Origin of the sequence: Priestia sp. FSL P4-0332 (assembly GCF_038005845.1) — a bacterium.
In the GTDB taxonomy this organism is placed as follows: domain Bacteria; phylum Bacillota; class Bacilli; order Bacillales; family Bacillaceae_H; genus Priestia.
Genome location: NZ_JBBOUA010000001.1, coordinates 12,501 through 30,000 on the forward strand (window position 1 = coordinate 12,501; position 17,500 = coordinate 30,000).

Consider the following 17,500-nt stretch of genomic DNA (forward strand, 5'->3'; position numbering starts at 1 on the left):
GGTTGATATTCCTGTACCACCTCCCCGCCGTTTGAGTAATGGGGGGACGCAGTAGGATAGGGTAAGCGCGCTGCTGGATATGCGCGTTCAAGCAGTTAGGCTGATGAGTAGGCAAATCCGCTCATCATAAAGGCTGAGCTGTGATGACGAGGGAATTATAGTACCGAAGTTCCTGATTCCACACTGCCAAGAAAAGCCTCTAGCGAGGCGGGAGGTGCCCGTACCGCAAACCGACACAGGTAGGCGAGGAGAGAATCCTAAGGTGATCGAGAGAACTCTCGTTAAGGAACTCGGCAAAATGACCCCGTAACTTCGGGAGAAGGGGTGCTCTGGTAGGGTGTATAGCCCGAGAGAGCCGCAGTGAATAGGCCCAGGCGACTGTTTAGCAAAAACACAGGTCTCTGCGAAGCCGCAAGGCGAAGTATAGGGGCTGACGCCTGCCCGGTGCTGGAAGGTTAAGAGGAGGGGTTATCCTTTGGGAGAAGCTCTGAATCGAAGCCCCAGTAAACGGCGGCCGTAACTATAACGGTCCTAAGGTAGCGAAATTCCTTGTCGGGTAAGTTCCGACCCGCACGAAAGGCGTAACGATCTGGGCACTGTCTCAACGAGAGACTCGGTGAAATTATAGTACCTGTGAAGATGCAGGTTACCCGCGACAGGACGGAAAGACCCCGTGGAGCTTTACTGTAGCCTGATATTGAATTTTGGTACAGCTTGTACAGGATAGGTAGGAGCCTGAGAAGCCGGAGCGCTAGCTTCGGTGGAGGCGTCGGTGGGATACTACCCTGGCTGTATTGAAATTCTAACCCGCGGCCCTGATCGGGCCGGGAGACAGTGTCAGGTGGGCAGTTTGACTGGGGCGGTCGCCTCCTAAAATGTAACGGAGGCGCCCAAAGGTTCCCTCAGAATGGTTGGAAATCATTCGTAGAGTGTAAAGGCACAAGGGAGCTTGACTGCGAGACCTACAAGTCGAGCAGGGACGAAAGTCGGGCTTAGTGATCCGGTGGTTCCGCATGGAAGGGCCATCGCTCAACGGATAAAAGCTACCCCGGGGATAACAGGCTTATCTCCCCCAAGAGTCCACATCGACGGGGAGGTTTGGCACCTCGATGTCGGCTCATCGCATCCTGGGGCTGTAGTCGGTCCCAAGGGTTGGGCTGTTCGCCCATTAAAGCGGTACGCGAGCTGGGTTCAGAACGTCGTGAGACAGTTCGGTCCCTATCCGTCGTGGGCGTAGGAAATTTGAGAGGAGCTGTCCTTAGTACGAGAGGACCGGGATGGACACACCGCTGGTGTACCAGTTGTCTTGCCAAAGGCATCGCTGGGTAGCTATGTGTGGACGGGATAAGTGCTGAAAGCATCTAAGCATGAAGCCCCCCTCAAGATGAGATTTCCCATAGCGCAAGCTAGTAAGATCCCTGAAAGATGATCAGGTTGATAGGTCAGAGGTGGAAGCGTGGCGACATGTGTAGCTGACTGATACTAATCGATCGAGGACTTAACCAAACTTTTAAAAGCGTAAGCTTTACTCAGCAAACTGTTACCTAGTTTTGAGAGAACAAAACTTTTCAAAAAAGTCTTGCTTTCTTTTGAAAATCATGTATAATATAATATGTCTGGTGGCGATAGCGAAGAGGTCACACCCGTTCCCATACCGAACACGGAAGTTAAGCTCTTTAGCGCCAATGGTAGTTGGGACTTTGTCCCTGTGAGAGTAGGACGTTGCCAGGCACTTGAAAAAAGACTAGCTATTTTAGCTAGTCTTTTTTTGTATGTTCATTTAAGTAACAAGAAATTAAGTAAGGAATCTTTTGAGCCGTAACTTCAAGGAACCTCAAGATAAATGGGTAATCTTTCGAAGAGTATGTATGCAATAATTCATACCACCACTCTGTTTCATAACGTGAAATCATACTTAAATTATAAAGTAATAAGTAATGTGCCAACATCTCAGGGAAATATAAGCAGCTATCTTTTTCCAAAGGTGCATGCAGCGTGTTATTTTGGAAATTGTACATAAAAGGTGAACAATTATATAAACAGCTTGAAGGATCAAGAATACATACCTGATCTTCTGACAGAGACAATGATAGGCGGGAACGCTCTTTTAAAAAAGAGTAGAGCCTTTCGTGATTCATATGATAACACCGTGTAACTTGTTCAGGAATAGACAAAGAGGTAGCTGGAAGCGATCCAATAGTTGTTAAATGGGAAAATGACCTAGTACCCAAATTTAAAAATAATGTATCTAATTCCGGTACGCACGACAACAGATAATTCATTGTATATTTACTACCTTCCATTTGTTTCACATGAAACAATTCTTCTCCTACTTGTGAAAACAAACCGCTTTTTTGGATCTTAACTTCATCATCTAAAAAATCATAACTTTGTTTTTTTCTTTTTCGTGTTGATACTCCATGTGCTAACACCGCCGTATTTTCTGGATATACTGGGTTTTGCGTTAACAAACAGGCTTTTAACAGCTGTGACATTCCATAAAATAATAAAACTGGTTGAACTGATACAGGAGATTGTGCCGCAACTTGATAATAATTTTTACTGTGTTCCAAATAATAAATAAATGGGTAACTGTTTTTAAAGCTATGTTGCTCTGCATCGCTATAATTCAATTTTTGATAGCGCTTTTTTAAAAAGTCTTGTACAAAAGGAACGGAGAAAAATAAATTGTAGGACGTCCAAACATCATTAAATTTATGCAACTAAATCACCTTTTCTTTTTATTAGAATTATCTGATATCTAGTGAAGTTATTGACAGGTACATATCTGCTTGTTAATCTACTAATAATATTCTGTCGTTTAAAGGAGGATTCTATAATGTGGGAAAGCAAATTTTCTAAAGAAGGCTTAACATTTGATGACGTTTTACTGGTGCCAGCAAAATCTGAGGTACTACCTAAAGACGTTGATATGAGTGTTGAACTAACAAAAACATTAAAATTAAAGGTGCCGTTCATCAGTGCAGGAATGGATACAGTTACAGAAGCTGAAATGGCTATTGCGATGGCTAGACAAGGTGGTTTAGGTATCATTCACAAAAACATGTCGATTGAACAGCAAGCAGAACAAGTTGATAAAGTAAAACGTTCTGAAAGTGGTGTTATCACGGATCCTTTCTTTTTAACTCCTGAAAACCAAGTATTTGCTGCTGAACATTTAATGGGCAAATATCGTATCTCAGGTGTGCCGATTGTCAACAACGAAGAAGAACAAAAACTAGTTGGAATCCTTACAAACCGCGACTTGCGTTTCATCCAAGATTATTCAATGCAAATTGCTGATGTAATGACAAAAGAAGAATTAGTTACTGCTCCAGTAGGAACGACTTTAGAAGAAGCAGAGAAAATTCTACAGCAATACAAAATTGAAAAGTTACCTCTTGTAGATGACAATGGCGTATTAAAAGGTCTTATCACAATTAAAGACATTGAAAAAGTAATTGAGTTTCCAAATGCAGCTAAAGATCAACAAGGTCGATTATTAGTTGGAGCAGCTGTTGGCGTAACAGCTGATTCAAATGTTCGTATCGAAAAATTAGTACAAGCTGGCGTTGATGTTATCGTTATTGATACAGCGCATGGACATTCACAAGGCGTTTTAGATACGGTACGCAGCATTCGCGAGGCATATCCAGAGTTAAATATTATTGCTGGTAACGTAGCAACTGCTGAAGGTACAAAAGCATTAATTGAAGCGGGAGCAAACGTAGTAAAAGTAGGAATTGGACCTGGTTCAATTTGTACAACTCGTGTTGTAGCCGGTGTAGGCGTTCCACAAATTACAGCAGTATATGACTGTGCAACTGAAGCTCGTAAGCACGGTGTAGCTATCATCGCAGATGGCGGTATTAAATACTCTGGAGATATCGTAAAAGCACTTGCAGCTGGTGGACATACAGTAATGCTAGGAAGCCTTCTAGCAGGAACGACCGAAAGTCCTGGAGAAACAGAAATCTACCAAGGTAGACGCTTTAAAGTGTACCGTGGAATGGGCTCTGTAGGAGCCATGGAAAAAGGAAGTAAAGATCGATACTTCCAAGAAGATAATAAAAAATTAGTTCCAGAAGGTATCGAAGGCCGTTTGCCTTACAAAGGACCTGTAGCAGATACTTTATATCAAATGATTGGCGGTTTACGCGCAGGAATGGGTTACTGTGGTTCAGCTAACTTAGAAGCGTTACGTGAACAGGCACAATTCATTCGTATGACTGGAGCAGGTTTAAGAGAAAGCCACCCACATGATGTACAAATCACAAAAGAATCTCCTAACTATTCTATGAGATAATCATGAATGTTTAAAAAACACGTTTCCCTATTAGGGAAACGTGTTTTTTATGTCATTGATCACGAATGTAACAGTACTTCTTTATCTATTTTTTTAAATTTTAGTATGATAAAATTACATTTATGTGAGTTTACGTTTGGAGGGTATAGAGTGAGAAACGCAGTACAGAAACAATTAATTTGTGTCATTGCTGTTATGTTAATGGCCAGCGTATTTTTTGTCTCTACACAAGCATCAGCTGCTCCTAAAACAGATGATATTGGCGTTGAAGCAGATGCAGCGATCTTAGTAGAGGCAAGTACGGGGAAAGTATTATACGGGAAAAATACGGATGCTTTATTAGGTATTGCAAGCATGACAAAAATGATGACGGAATACCTAGTATTAGAATCCATAAAAGATAAGAAATTATCTTGGGATCAACGTGTGCCAGTTAGTAAATATGCAGCTAAAATTTCTCAGGATTATGGATTATCGAATGTACCGTTAATTGAAAACCAAAAATACACGGTGAAAGAATTATATGATGCCATGGCTATTTACTCAGCTAATGGAGCTGCGATTGCTTTAGCTGAAGCTGTCAGCAGTTCCGAAGAAAACTTTATTAAGTTAATGAACGAAACGGCAAAAAGATTAAATATGGGTGAATCAAAATTTGTCAATTCCACAGGTCTTTCTAATTCTTTGCTAAAAGGAATGTATCCAAAAGGAACGAAGGAAGAAGATGAGAACCTTCTATCGGCTCGGGCAGTTGCTACCCTTGCTTATCACTTAATTCATGATTATCCAGAATCTTTGGAAGTAGCTAAAACTCCTTCTAAGATGTTTAGACAAGGGCAACAAGGCGAAACAAAAATGAACAATTGGAATAAGATGCTCCCAGGTTTTTCAGCTGCCTACAGCGGCGTAGACGGTTTAAAAACTGGCCATACAGATTTTGCAGGTCAATGTTTCACTGGGACTGCAGAGCGTAATGGGGTAAGATACATAACAGTTGTAATGAATGCTAAGGAAAACGGCAAGTCTACGGAAGCTGCTCGTTTTTCCCAAACGAAAAAGATATTGGATTATGCTTTTAGTCATTTTCAGTTAAAAGAAGTAGTGCCTGCTAACGGCGAGATTAAAGGGCATGAAACAATTGATGTTGCTAAAGGAAAATCAAAAGAAGCTTCCGTTTCTCCAAAGAATTCGGTAAAGATTATTACCGAAAAAGGTCAAAAAGATCATACTAAAATCAACTTTAAGTTAAACGATAAAGTTATGAACGATCAAAAAGTTGTTGCTCCTATTAAAAAAGGAGAAACAGTTGCTTATGTGAGTGCAACAAACAGCAATCTTAAAGATTTAGGCTATGTAGGAGGTCAAACTACAGATAGCATGACGCCGGTTGTGACAAACGAATCTGTTGAAAAAGCTGGATGGTTCTCTCTCGCTATCCGCAGTATTGGCAACTTCTTCAGTGATATTTGGATGAATGCTGCAAATACAGTGAATAACTGGTTTTAATGATAACTCAAGAGAAAGAAGAGATACTACAAGAGAGTATCTCTTCTTTTTATTTTTAGATTTGTTTGTATATAATCTATAAATTAGATAGGAATTTTCCGAAAAATGCGGTAAAATAGACACTAAGTTTTGAATTTTGTATATACACTAAAAATTATTGTGAAACACTTGATACAGGAGGAAGACAAACATGAATAACATTACAGGTACTGATCGTGTAAAACGAGGAATGGCGGAAATGCAAAAAGGTGGCGTTATCATGGACGTTATCAATGCAGAGCAAGCAAAAATTGCAGAAGCAGCAGGCGCTGTTGCTGTTATGGCATTAGAGCGTGTTCCAGCTGATATCCGTGCAGCAGGCGGCGTGTCTCGTATGGCAGACCCAACAATTGTTGAAGAAGTGATGAATGCTGTGTCCATTCCAGTTATGGCAAAAGCTCGTATTGGCCATATTGTTGAAGCACGCGTGCTAGAAGCGATGGGTGTAGACTACATCGATGAAAGTGAAGTGTTGACTCCAGCTGATGAGGAGTTTCATTTGAATAAAAATACATTTACGGTTCCATTTGTGTGCGGTTGCCGTGATCTTGGCGAAGCATCTCGTCGTATTGCTGAAGGAGCTGCAATGCTTCGTACAAAGGGCGAACCAGGGACAGGAAACATCGTGGAAGCAGTACGTCATATGCGTCAAGTAAACGCTCAAGTACGTAAAGTTGTGGGCATGGACGAAGACGAGTTAATGACAGAAGCTAAACTATTAGGTGCGCCTTATGAGCTATTACTGCAAATTAAACGTGAAGGCCGTTTACCGGTTGTAAACTTTGCAGCAGGCGGCGTAGCAACACCCGCAGACGCAGCGTTAATGATGCAGCTTGGAGCAGACGGCGTGTTCGTTGGATCAGGAATCTTCAAATCAGACAACCCTGAAAAATTTGCGCGAGCAATCGTGGAAGCAACAACACATTATCAGGACTATGAGCTTATTGCAAACTTATCAAAAGGGTTAGGAAGTGCAATGAAAGGGATTGAAATTTCATCATTATTACCAGAAAACCGCATGCAAGAGCGTGGATGGTAATTTAAAGGGAGTTTTGACAAAATGGTAAAAGTAGGCGTGTTAGGATTACAAGGTGCCTTTCGCGAGCATGCACAAGCATTAGAAGCAGCAGGCGCTGAAGCCATTATCATAAAAAAAGTTGAACAGCTAAACGAAATAGATGGTTTAATCCTACCGGGCGGCGAAAGCACAGCAATGCGTCGTCTGATCGACAAATATGACTTCATGGAACCTCTTCGCCAGTTTGCACAAGCAGGTAAACCGGTATTTGGTACGTGTGCGGGTTTAATTTTACTCGCAGGACAAGTCGTTGACCGTGAAGAGCCCCATTTAGGTGTTATGGATATTACGGTAGCTCGCAACTCGTTTGGGCGTCAACGGGATAGCTTTGAAGCTGCCCTAAATATTAAAGATATCGGTGAAGGTTTTATAGGCGTATTTATCCGCGCTCCGCATATTGTAGAAGTAGGAGAAAACGTTGAAGTCTTAGCAATGCATAACGACCGAATTGTTGCGGCAAGACAAGGTCAATTCTTGGGATGTTCGTTTCATCCAGAATTGACAGATGATGCTCGCATGGCACAGTATTTTGTAGCAATGGTTGAAGAAGCTTCAAAAAAACCTGTATAAATGAATTGCATCTTGTAAAGACTTGTAGTACATTATGATTAATAAAAATGATATTGGTATAAAGCGTTGATAGGAAATAGTAATAAGATTTTTGATTTCAAGAGAGTCGATGGCTGGTGTGAATCGATAATCAATTCTTATGAATCCGTCCTGGAGCAAGCTGTCGAAAAAGTAGTAGGCAGTTTCGGTTCATCCGTTATCTGGTTTAAGAGGAAGGCTTATTTTAGCTTTCAATTAGGGTGGCAACGCGGGTAAACTCTCGTCCCTTTCATGGGGATGAGAGTTTTTATTTTGCCCTTTTATACTAAAGGAGGTACTAAGTATGTTAGATTTAAAATTTTTACGTGCTAATTTTAATGAAGTAAAAGAAAAGCTCAAGTTTCGTGGTGAGGACTTAACGGACTTAGGTCGCTTTGAAGAGTTAGATGCAAAACGCCGTGAGCTAATTGCTCAAACAGAAGAGTTAAAAAGCAAGCGAAATGAAGTATCACAGCAAATTGCACAATTGAAGCGTGAAAAACAAGATGCTGATCATTTAATCGTTGAAATGCGTGAAGTAGGAGATCGCGTAAAGCAATTGGATGAAGAGCTTCGCAGCGTTGAAGAAGAATTAGAACTATTGCTGCTTTCAATTCCTAACGTTCCACATGAAAGTACGCCTGTAGGTGAAACTGAAGATGATAACGTAGAAGTTCGCAAATGGGGAGAAATTAAACAATTTGATTTTGAACCAAAACCGCATTGGGATTTAGGAACAGATTTAAATATTTTAGATTTTGAAAGAGCTTCGAAAGTAACGGGAAGCCGCTTTGTATTTTATAAAGGGTTAGGTGCAAGATTAGAACGTGCTCTTATTAACTTTATGATGGATTTACATATGGATGAGCATGGTTATGAAGAAATCCTTCCTCCATATATGGTGAATCGCACAAGCATGACAGGAACAGGGCAGCTTCCTAAATTTGAAGAAGATGCATTCAAGATTAAAGAAGAAGATTATTTCTTAATTCCTACAGCTGAAGTACCAGTTACAAATTTACATCGTGATGAAATTTTAAGCGGAGATCAGCTTCCAATTGCTTATACAGCGTATAGTGCTTGCTTCCGCTCAGAAGCAGGCTCTGCAGGAAGAGATACACGTGGTCTTATTCGTCAGCATCAGTTTAATAAAGTAGAACTTGTTCGCTTTGTTAAGCCAGAAGATTCTTATGATGAATTAGAAAAATTAACGGGCCATGCTGAAAAGGTTCTTCAACTATTAGGTTTACCTTACCGAGTTCTAAGCATGTGTACAGCTGACTTAGGTTTCACAGCAGCCAAAAAGTATGATATTGAAGTTTGGATTCCAAGTTATGAAACGTATCGTGAAATTTCTTCATGTTCAAACTTTGAGAGCTTCCAAGCTCGCCGTGCTAATATTCGCTTCCGCCGTGATACAAAAGCAAAACCAGAGCATGTTCATACACTAAACGGTTCTGGCTTAGCAATTGGCCGTACGGTAGCTGCAATTTTAGAAAACTACCAGCAGGAAGATGGATCAATTCAAATTCCAGAAGTGCTGCGTCCATATATGGGAAATAAAGAATTTATTTCTAAATAAAAGTAGAAGATGTTCATTAAGAATTAATTCTTAATGAACATCTTTTTTAAAAAAATCAATAAAAGAGTTGACTTCATTATTTGTATATGATAAATTAATACTTGTCGATACGGAGGAATACCCAAGTCCGGCTGAAGGGATCGGTCTTGAAAACCGACAGGGGTGTTAAAGCCCGCGGGGGTTCGAATCCCTCTTCCTCCGCCATATTTGACTTATAATGCAATTAACATAGCGCGATAAATTGGAGATTGGAAAACCGTTACTTATAAGTAACGGTTTTTTATTTGTTAAAAATGCCGCTTTATCTATTAAAGCGGCATTTTTTTATAGATGACGACGTTTTAGCTTTTCATTATGTTGTAAAAAGCGAGCCACTTTTTCAACAATTGATTCAATTGAATCAGGATCCTTGATAAGGTCGTATTCTCTAATATCTAAACGAAGAATAGGACAAGCCGTAAAGTTATTAATCCAGTCTTCGTATCGGGCGTGCATCTCTTTCCAATAATCAAGAGGCGTTTGTTGTTCCATTGGTCGCCCTCTTTCTTGAATGCGATCTACAATATCTTCGAAGCTGCCTTCCAAATAAATGAGCAGATCCGGATGAGGGAAATATGGAGTCATAACCATTGCATCGAACAAGCTTGTATATGTTTCATAGTCTACTTTAGACATCGTTCCTTTTTCAAAATGCATCTTAGCAAAAATACCGGTATCTTCGTAAATGGATCTGTCTTGGATGAAGCCGCCGCCATACTCGAAAATTTTCTTTTGTTCTTTAAAGCGTTCCGCTAGAAAATATACTTGTAGGTGGAAGCTCCAACGTTCAAAATCCCCATAAAATTTGTCCAGGTAAGGGTTGGAATCTACTTTTTCAAACGATGTGCGAAATTGGAGAGCATCAGCCAATGATTGAGTCATTGTAGATTTCCCAACTCCAACTGTGCCCGCTATCGTCAACACAGCATCATTAGGAATGTTGTATTTCGATCGTAAGTTTACCATTACATACTCCTTTTTAACATACTCTCTTGAACCTCTGATAAGATTCTATTTAAGTGTTGTTTATTTTGTACAAAATCTATTTCATCACCGTCATAACGTAAAATGGTTACATCAGGGTTATTTTGTTCAAACGCCGTCATAGCTTTTTCATAATCATCACTTAGCCTCGCAAGGTAGTGAGGATCGATGTTTCGTTCAATTTCTCTTCCGCGCATTTTAATACGCTTTAACAAGGTATCTAAACTGGCATTTAAATAAATAATAATGTTCGGAGCTGGCATATCAGCCGTTAAGATGTGGAAGATTTGTACATATTTTTTATACTGTTCATCTTTTAACGTTTGCTCAGCAAAAATCATGTTTTTCATAATATGATAATCTGCTACAACAGGTTTTTTATAAGATAAGAACCCTTTTTGAATATCCTCCAACTGCTTATATCGATTACATAGAAAAAACATTTCGGTTTGAAAACTCCACTCGTTGATATTTTCATAAAATTTCCCGAGAAATGGATTTTCATCTACGATTTCTTTTAAAATTTCGAATTGAAATGCTTGTGCAATCTCTTTAGCTAGAGAGGTTTTTCCGACACCGATGGGTCCTTCTACTGAAATAAAAGGTGTGCCTTGCATTCATTTGCCTCCTTCATGACCACTCGTTCAAAAAAAACAGACAAAAAATATTTTAACATAGAGAAGGAGAATAAGGGGAAAAGAAATTTCTTTCAGTAAGAAGAATAACAAAAAGCCTACTGTTAACAGTAAGCTTTCCCTATTTATGGCTGTGTCACTCTTTTTGTAATTTTGAAGTTGTCTTCAATCAAGAGCCAGTTTTGCGGGAAATCTAAGCCTAGTTTCCAGTAAGCCATTCCTCTAAGTTTTAATTCTTTGATTAAATCAAACTTGGCCTGAATAGACCTAGCGTCTTCAAACCATACTTCGTGGGTGCGCTGCTGTTCATCTTTATACCGGAAGAAAGGAGCTTGTGCTTTATTGTCGTATTGAATAGCTACTTTATAGCGAGCTGCCAACTCAATAGCTCGTTGAGGACTAATGGCTTTGGCATATTCTCCTCCTGGTTTGTAAGGAAGTGTCCAATCGTAACCGTATAGGTTTTGGCCCATGATAATTTTTGAACTAGGTATTTCAGATACTGCATATTCTAAAACATCACGTACGGGACCAATAGGAGAGACGGCCATAGGAGGCCCACCGCTATATCCCCATTCGTATGTCATCGGAACAACGAAGTTAGCAATCTCTCCAATGGCTTTATAATCATGTGCTTCATACCATTTGCCTTTTTGATCTCGACTTGTCTTCGGAGCTAAAGCGACAGACATAAGAAGTTGCTCATCTTGAAGACGCTTTTTTGCTTTCTGTAAAAATGCAATATAGGCTTCTTTATCTGCCGGACGCAAAAATTCGAAGTCAAAGTGAATGTCTCTGAAATTTTGTTCTTTCGCTGTTTTTACAATATTATTTAAGAGCGTATCTTGAACGTCTTTATTATTTAAAATTGCTCGGCCGACTTCGTCACTGAATGCGCCGTTTTCAATATTAGCCAATACCATTAAGAAAATGACGTCATTTTCTTTAGCAATAGAACCTAAATTGTTAAGTGGAGGTGCCTTTAGAGAACCGTCTTTTTGCACTTCGAAGTTCGCTGGCCCGAGATAAGTAAGGTATTTTGCATTTTGATTAATCATTTTCTCTGTTTGAGGAGTGATTTTTCGATTGCTTGTTTCAACATACCCTAAAAACTCACCGTTTCTTTTGTTGGGGGAAGGGGGAATTAAGATGCGGCGGCCAGGTGTTAAGGGTGCTGTAACTGAAACATTGTTCGCATTGGCAATAGCCTGATAGCTAACGCCTAATTTTCTTCCTACCTTCCATATAGTGTCCCCAGCTTTTACTGTGTAGTAAGTACCGTTGATTGGAATAACCATAGATTGCCCGATGACGAGTTGATTTGGATTAGGTAATTCATTTGCTCTTATAATTTTCCCTGCGTCAATGCGGAACTGTTTTGCAATACTATATATACTGTCACCTGCTTTAACAGTGTAAATTTGCATAATAAAAAGCCTCCATTTCATATGACTTACTTCCATCATATGAGAAGGCTTTTTACTTAATTCATCAACTCGGTATGTTTGCAAATACGAGCATTTAATACGTTATGCATCATTCTCAAAGCAAAGGTATTGTCTTCATCTGCGTTTGAAGCAATACAATCTTCAGGCACAATTAAGTTATACTCACGCATATAAGCATCGTTGGCTGAAAAAAGCACGCATATATTTCCCGCAATTCCTGTTAAAATAAGTGTATGCACATCGAGCTGTGATAGCAAAATATTTAAAGCTGTCCCATAGAAGATAGAATGCTTTGGTTTAATTAAAAAGTAATCAGCGTTTTGTGGTGAAATGTGATGTAGAATGGGTGAGCTTATCTCATTTGTGCAGTGTGTTAAAATGGTTTCTAAGTTTGCTTGCCATAGCTTATAGTGGTCATTGACATAAATGATAGGGATATGTTGAGACGAGGCATATTGTTTTAATTTGGAAATGTTTTGAGCAATTGTTAAAGATTTTTCAGCAAGTATTTTGCCGTTTTTAAATTGAAAATCGTTTAGCATATCAATAATAATTAAAGCAGTTTTAGCGTTCTTCACATAAGGTCTCTCCTTTTCCTGATGTACATAGTAAATAGTTTGACTCAGAAAAAATATAATATGTAAGGTTGGATAAAAAGTGTTAAATGATGAAAAGTATATGAGGTTGGCAATTGATGAAGCATTAAAAGCCAAAGATAAATTAGAGGTTCCCATTGGAGCAGTTATTGTTCAAAATGACGAGGTAGTTGCTTCAGCTTATAACTTACGAGAAACAGAACAGCGATCAGTTGCTCATGCGGAACTTTTAGCAATTGATGAAGCATGTAAGAAACTAGGAACATGGAGATTAGAAGACGCTACGTTATATGTCACCTTAGAACCATGTCCGATGTGTGCAGGTGCTATTGTATTATCAAGAGTGAAAAGAGTTGTGTTTGGCGCTTATGATCCTAAAGGTGGCTGCGCGGGAACATTGTTAAACTTATTAGAGTTTGAAAAGTTTAATCACCAAGCACAAGTAGTAGGAGGTATGCTAGAAGAAGAATGCGGGAGCCTCTTAACGACCTTTTTTCGTGAGTTGCGTCAACGAAAAAAGGCTGGAAAATAGCGCTAAAAAAGTAAGTTTTCTATAGCGGTTGCATTTTTGAATGAAAAGACGTATACTTGTAAATGCATCAACTTGATGCCCAAACTATTGGTTTCAACTTTGCCGTGCTAAGCGGGGAGGTAGCGGTGCCCTGTACTCGCAATCCGCTCTAGCGAGGCCGAATTCCTTCTTGAGGTTAGCTCATCTTAGGGCCTGCCTTAAGTAAGTGGTGTTGACGTTTGGGTCCTATGCAATGGGAATCTGTGAACCCTGTCAGGTCCGGAAGGAAGCAGCAGTAAGCAGAACCTCTCATGTGCCATGGGGTCGCCTGAACCGAGCTAACTGCTTAAGTAACGCCTGGGGTGGCTAATCGACGGAAGGTGCACGGCAGTTATATACATAAGTTTAGTCTACTCTGTTGGAGTAGGCTTTTTATTTTATCTCTCACTATTTTGAAAAAAAACCTCATAATACGCTATAATGATAACTAATGAATTATATTAAAAGGAGAGGATGTAGTGGCATATCAGGCTCTGTACCGTGTATACCGTCCTCAAAGCTTTAACGACGTAGTCGGTCAACAACATATTATCAAAACACTTCAAAATGCCCTTGTCCAAGAGAAATTTTCGCATGCGTATTTATTTTCTGGACCTCGAGGGACAGGAAAGACAACAGCTGCTAAAATTTTAGCGAAAGCCGTTAACTGTGAAAAAGCACCCATTGCTGAACCCTGTAATGAATGTGCAACTTGTCGGGGAATTACTGATGGTTCCATTTCGGATGTAATTGAAATTGATGCAGCCTCTAATAATGGAGTCGATGAAATTCGAGATATCCGTGATAAAGTAAAATATGCACCTAGTGCTGTTCGATACAAAGTGTACATTATTGATGAAGTTCATATGCTTTCAATTGGAGCTTTTAACGCTTTATTAAAAACGTTAGAAGAACCTCCTGCACATGTTATCTTTATTTTAGCTACAACAGAGCCGCATAAAATTCCATTAACGATTATCTCTAGATGTCAGCGCTTTGATTTCAAACGCATTTCGCCAGAAGATATCGTATATCGAATGAAGGAAGTATTGGGTTCTGAAGAGCTAGAAGTAAGCGAGGATGCTCTTTACGAAATTGCGAAAGCTTCAGAAGGCGGCATGCGTGATGCACTTAGTCTTTTAGACCAAGCCATCTCGTATAGTACGGAGAAGGTGAGCTTAGAGGATGTTCTATCCATAACAGGAGCAGTATCACAGGCTTTTATTGTGAAGATCGTCCAAGCTATCTTTAATGAAAACATCGTAGAAGCGCTAGACTCTGTTGAAAGTTTGATCAAAAACGGAAAAGATCCAGCGAGGTTTGTAGAGGACCTCATCTTCTATTATCGTGATGTTCTGCTTTATCAAGCTTCTGAAGAAAATGCATATTTACTTGAAAAAGCAGCGGTTAACGAAGAGTTTAAAGAACTCAGTTCAAAAATGGATAGTGCCTTTATTTATAAAGTCATTGCTGAATTGAACCAAACTCAGCAAGAGATGAAATGGAGCAATCATCCTCGAGTGCTACTTGAAGTAGCTTTAGTAAAATTAGCTCAAAGTTCTACAAAACAAGAGGATACTCTTCCATATCAAGACATTTTGCAAAAAATGAATCAAATGGAAGCAGAACTGCAGCAGTTAAAAGAAAAAGGTATTCAAGTTGATCATACAGCTCAGGCAGCGCAAACAGAGAAAAAACAGACAAGACAGTCCAGAAGTCAGTACAAAACGCCTGTTGGGAAGGTAAATGAAGTTCTAAAAAATGCCACTCGGCAGAATTTAGAAACGATTAAGCGATCTTGGGCGCAGGTGTTGGACACATTGAAACAACAAAATAAAGCTTCACATGCAGCGTTGTTATCTAACAGTGAACCAGTTGCGTCTTCAGATCAATCATTTATACTTAAATTTAAATATGAAATTCATTGCAAAATGGCTTCTGAAAATAACAACAATGTACGTGATAATTTAGAGAATATCTTATATACTTTAATTGGCAGCAAGCGTGAAATGGTTGCAATTCCAGAAAGCGAATGGGATAAAGTAAGAGAAGAGTTTCTTCAAGGACAGCAAAGTGATGGGTCATCAGGTCAACCACAGGAGGAAGACCCTGTGGTTGCAGAAGCGAAAAAGCTATTTGGAGAAGACTTAATCGAAATTCAAGAGTAAATTTAGGAGGAATGTTCATATGATGAAAGGCATGGGCAATATGCAAAAAATGATGAAACAAATGCAAAAAATGCAAAAAGATATGCAAAAAGCGCAGGAAGAGTTAGCTGAAAAAACTGTTGAAGGTACAGCTGGCGGTGGAATGGTAACAGTTGTGGTTAACGGTCAGAAACAAGTAATTGATGTAAATATTAAAGAGGATGTAGTAGATCCTGAAGATATTGAAATGCTACAAGATTTAGTACTAGCAGCAACAAATGACGCATTAAAACAAATGGACGATTTAACAAATAACACAATGGGTCAATTTACAAAAGGTTTAAATATTCCAGGACTTTAATAAGGTGGTTGCCACGTGCATTATCCAGAACCAATATCAAAGCTTATAGATAGTTTTATGAAGTTACCCGGCATTGGTCCAAAAACAGCTGTTCGCTTAGCGTTCTTTGTTTTATCTATGAAAGAAGATACAGTATTAGATTTTGCAAAAGCATTAGTCAATGCGAAGCGAAATTTAACCTATTGTTCAGTTTGCGGGCATATCACAGATCAAGATCCTTGCTACATTTGTCAAGATCAGCGCAGAGAGCGAAATGTGGTATGTGTCGTGCAAGACCCTAAGGATGTCATTGCAATGGAGAAAATGAAAGAATATAACGGCTTGTATCATGTCCTGCATGGCGCAATTTCACCTATGGAAGGAATAGGGCCTGAAGATATCAAAGTACCAGAGTTATTAAAAAGACTTCAAGATGACGAGATTCAAGAAGTGATTTTAGCTACTAACCCGAATATAGAGGGCGAAGCTACGGCTATGTATATCTCTAGGCTCTTAAAGCCGACAGGAATTAAAATTACTAGAATTGCTCATGGGTTACCCGTTGGAGGAGATCTTGAGTACGCAGATGAAGTAACATTATCTAAAGCCCTAGAAGGTAGAAGAGAAGTATAACGAGGTACTTGCATATGTTTTTTAAAAGAAAAGGTTGGTTACGCAAAGAGTACGATGATGAATTTGTGAAGACTTTTATGCAAGTAAAGCAGGAATGGAGTCACAAAACTTCAATGGTAGAAAGAAGTGTAGATCCTTCAGAAGAGGTAATGGTAGATATTCGATTAGCCAAAATGAAGTATCTTTTTCTATTAAAAGAAGCCAAGCATCGAAATATTTCAATTAACAGGATGTCATAGAGGCATCCTGTTTTGTTGTCTTTATAAAATAAGGATTTCCCTCCGTGAAATAGTGCTTTTTTTGAATGCTTGGACATACATATAAGATAACTTATCTGCTTTAAGAAGGAGGCAACATGCTAAATCATCCCATTGTAGTTGTGTCTTTTTTAATAGGACTAATCATTCTACTCTTAGTAACAGGTGGTGTTGAAAAAATGCTTCGAGTCATTGGAAATTTATCGATTAAGCTTATTATTGGCGTTCTGCTGCTTTTCTTTATTAACATTTTTGGCGTACAGTTTGGTATTCATATCCCTATTAATTTCCCCACAGCCATTGTTTCAGCTATTTTAGGTATTCCAGGAATAGCTGCCTTACTTGTTATTAATAATTTCATATTATAATTTGGAGGAATATCCAAAATAAAAGTTTTCTGGAATCTTTTCGAGAAAACTTTTATTTTTTTTAAAAAAGTTGTTGACCAACAAGTTAACAGATGTTATATTTATATACGTCGCTAAGACAACAACAAAAAAATAACTCGAAAATAACTTAATGAAAAAAGTTGTTGACAAGTTATTCTTGAGGTGGTAAGATAAGAAAGTCGCCTTGAGACAAGAGTTCTTTGAAAACTGAACGAAATAGTAAACGTCAACGTTAATTTTTATTTTTTAAAATTGAGCAAGTCAAACATTTCTTCGGAGAGTTTGATCCTGGCTCAGGATGAACGCTGGCGGCGTGCCTAATACATGCAAGTCGAGCGAACTGATTAGAAGCTTGCTTCTATGACGTTAGCGGCGGACGGGTG

At 39.2% G+C, this 17,500-nt stretch carries 16 protein-coding genes, 1 tRNA gene, 3 rRNA genes, 1 other RNA gene and 1 other annotated feature (2 of these 22 only partly in view); of the genes, 16 read left to right on the forward strand and 5 right to left on the reverse strand.

Annotation, left to right across the window (positions count from 1 at the left end; translation table 11 throughout):
* Nucleotides 1–1,506 (forward strand): 23S ribosomal RNA (locus tag MKY06_RS00050) (it extends 1,430 nt beyond the left edge of the window).
* A gap of 109 nt (nt 1,507–1,615) precedes the next feature.
* A 5S ribosomal RNA gene (gene rrf, locus MKY06_RS00055) occupies nt 1,616–1,731 on the forward strand.
* 26 nt (nt 1,732–1,757) lie between these two features.
* On the opposite strand, the gene MKY06_RS00060 is transcribed toward rrf, so the two are convergent.
* Nucleotides 1,758–2,723 carry a YaaC family protein gene (locus MKY06_RS00060; RefSeq protein WP_063670402.1) on the reverse strand — a complete coding sequence of 322 codons (966 nt, stop codon included), beginning with the start codon at nt 2,721–2,723 and terminating at the stop codon, nt 1,758–1,760.
* Nucleotides 2,724–2,839: 116 nt separating this feature from the next.
* Between MKY06_RS00060 and guaB the strand changes: the two genes are divergently transcribed.
* The 6 genes from guaB to MKY06_RS00090 all read left to right on the forward strand — a co-directional run bounded on the left by guaB (nt 2,840) and on the right by MKY06_RS00090 (nt 9,303).
* Nucleotides 2,840–4,306: an IMP dehydrogenase gene (guaB, locus tag MKY06_RS00065; RefSeq protein ID WP_013054827.1), complete on the forward strand. Its 1,467-nt coding sequence runs from the start codon at nt 2,840–2,842 to the stop codon at nt 4,304–4,306.
* Nucleotides 4,307–4,456: 150 nt separating this feature from the next.
* Nucleotides 4,457–5,812: a serine hydrolase gene (locus MKY06_RS00070; RefSeq protein WP_029325234.1), complete on the forward strand. Its 1,356-nt coding sequence runs from the start codon at nt 4,457–4,459 to the stop codon at nt 5,810–5,812.
* Nucleotides 5,813–6,002: 190 nt separating this feature from the next.
* Nucleotides 6,003–6,890 carry a pyridoxal 5'-phosphate synthase lyase subunit PdxS gene (gene pdxS / locus MKY06_RS00075; protein ID WP_013054829.1) on the forward strand — a complete coding sequence of 296 codons (888 nt, stop codon included), beginning with the start codon at nt 6,003–6,005 and terminating at the stop codon, nt 6,888–6,890.
* 21 nt (nt 6,891–6,911) lie between these two features.
* Nucleotides 6,912–7,499 (forward strand): pyridoxal 5'-phosphate synthase glutaminase subunit PdxT, encoded by a 588-nt coding sequence (gene pdxT / locus MKY06_RS00080; protein ID WP_016762689.1) that lies wholly within the window; start codon nt 6,912–6,914, stop codon nt 7,497–7,499.
* A 57-nt stretch (nt 7,500–7,556) separates the two neighbouring features.
* Nucleotides 7,557–7,769 (forward strand) — a binding site (T-box leader).
* A 52-nt stretch (nt 7,770–7,821) separates the two neighbouring features.
* Complete coding sequence (serS, locus tag MKY06_RS00085; RefSeq protein ID WP_013054831.1) at nt 7,822–9,099, forward strand: serine--tRNA ligase; 1,278 nt, start codon at nt 7,822–7,824, stop codon at nt 9,097–9,099.
* Nucleotides 9,100–9,210: 111 nt separating this feature from the next.
* A tRNA-Ser gene (locus tag MKY06_RS00090) sits at nt 9,211–9,303 on the forward strand.
* A gap of 120 nt (nt 9,304–9,423) precedes the next feature.
* Here the strand turns inward: MKY06_RS00090 and MKY06_RS00095 are convergent.
* The 4 genes from MKY06_RS00095 to MKY06_RS00110 all read right to left on the reverse strand — a co-directional run bounded on the left by MKY06_RS00095 (nt 9,424) and on the right by MKY06_RS00110 (nt 12,783).
* A complete protein-coding gene (locus tag MKY06_RS00095) occupies nt 9,424–10,104 on the reverse strand; it encodes a deoxynucleoside kinase (RefSeq protein WP_013054832.1) in 681 nt (226 codons plus the stop codon).
* A complete protein-coding gene (locus tag MKY06_RS00100) occupies nt 10,104–10,739 on the reverse strand; it encodes a deoxynucleoside kinase (protein WP_028410386.1) in 636 nt (211 codons plus the stop codon). The genes MKY06_RS00095 and MKY06_RS00100 overlap by 1 nt, the downstream gene beginning before the upstream one ends.
* Nucleotides 10,740–10,882: 143 nt before the next feature.
* Nucleotides 10,883–12,184: a glycoside hydrolase family 18 protein gene (locus MKY06_RS00105; protein WP_013054834.1), complete on the reverse strand. Its 1,302-nt coding sequence runs from the start codon at nt 12,182–12,184 to the stop codon at nt 10,883–10,885.
* 56 nt (nt 12,185–12,240) lie between these two features.
* Nucleotides 12,241–12,783, reverse strand: a complete 543-nt coding sequence (locus tag MKY06_RS00110) for an isochorismatase family cysteine hydrolase (protein WP_029325237.1) — start codon at nt 12,781–12,783, stop codon at nt 12,241–12,243.
* A gap of 79 nt (nt 12,784–12,862) precedes the next feature.
* On the opposite strand from MKY06_RS00110, the gene tadA reads away from it, so the two are divergent.
* The 8 genes from tadA to MKY06_RS00150 form a co-directional block, all read left to right on the forward strand.
* Nucleotides 12,863–13,333 carry a tRNA adenosine(34) deaminase TadA gene (gene tadA, locus MKY06_RS00115; RefSeq protein ID WP_013054836.1) on the forward strand — a complete coding sequence of 157 codons (471 nt, stop codon included), beginning with the start codon at nt 12,863–12,865 and terminating at the stop codon, nt 13,331–13,333.
* A gap of 102 nt (nt 13,334–13,435) precedes the next feature.
* Nucleotides 13,436–13,700, forward strand: an RNA gene (ffs, locus tag MKY06_RS00120) — signal recognition particle sRNA large type.
* Between the two features lie 130 nt (nt 13,701–13,830).
* Nucleotides 13,831–15,519, forward strand: coding sequence for a DNA polymerase III subunit gamma/tau (dnaX, locus tag MKY06_RS00125; protein WP_029325238.1), 1,689 nt, complete (start codon nt 13,831–13,833; stop codon nt 15,517–15,519).
* Between the two features lie 19 nt (nt 15,520–15,538).
* Entirely contained in the window at nt 15,539–15,859 is a 321-nt protein-coding gene (locus MKY06_RS00130) for a YbaB/EbfC family nucleoid-associated protein (protein WP_013081327.1), read from the forward strand.
* 15 nt (nt 15,860–15,874) lie between these two features.
* Nucleotides 15,875–16,471, forward strand: coding sequence for a recombination mediator RecR (gene recR / locus MKY06_RS00135; protein WP_013054839.1), 597 nt, complete (start codon nt 15,875–15,877; stop codon nt 16,469–16,471).
* A 14-nt stretch (nt 16,472–16,485) separates the two neighbouring features.
* Nucleotides 16,486–16,710 carry a YaaL family protein gene (locus MKY06_RS00140; RefSeq protein WP_013054840.1) on the forward strand — a complete coding sequence of 75 codons (225 nt, stop codon included), beginning with the start codon at nt 16,486–16,488 and terminating at the stop codon, nt 16,708–16,710.
* A gap of 116 nt (nt 16,711–16,826) precedes the next feature.
* On the forward strand, nt 16,827–17,096 hold the full coding sequence (locus MKY06_RS00145; RefSeq protein WP_013081328.1) for a pro-sigmaK processing inhibitor BofA family protein: 270 nt from the start codon (nt 16,827–16,829) through the stop codon (nt 17,094–17,096).
* 291 nt (nt 17,097–17,387) lie between these two features.
* Nucleotides 17,388–17,500 (forward strand): 16S ribosomal RNA (locus MKY06_RS00150) (it continues 1,439 nt past the right edge of the window).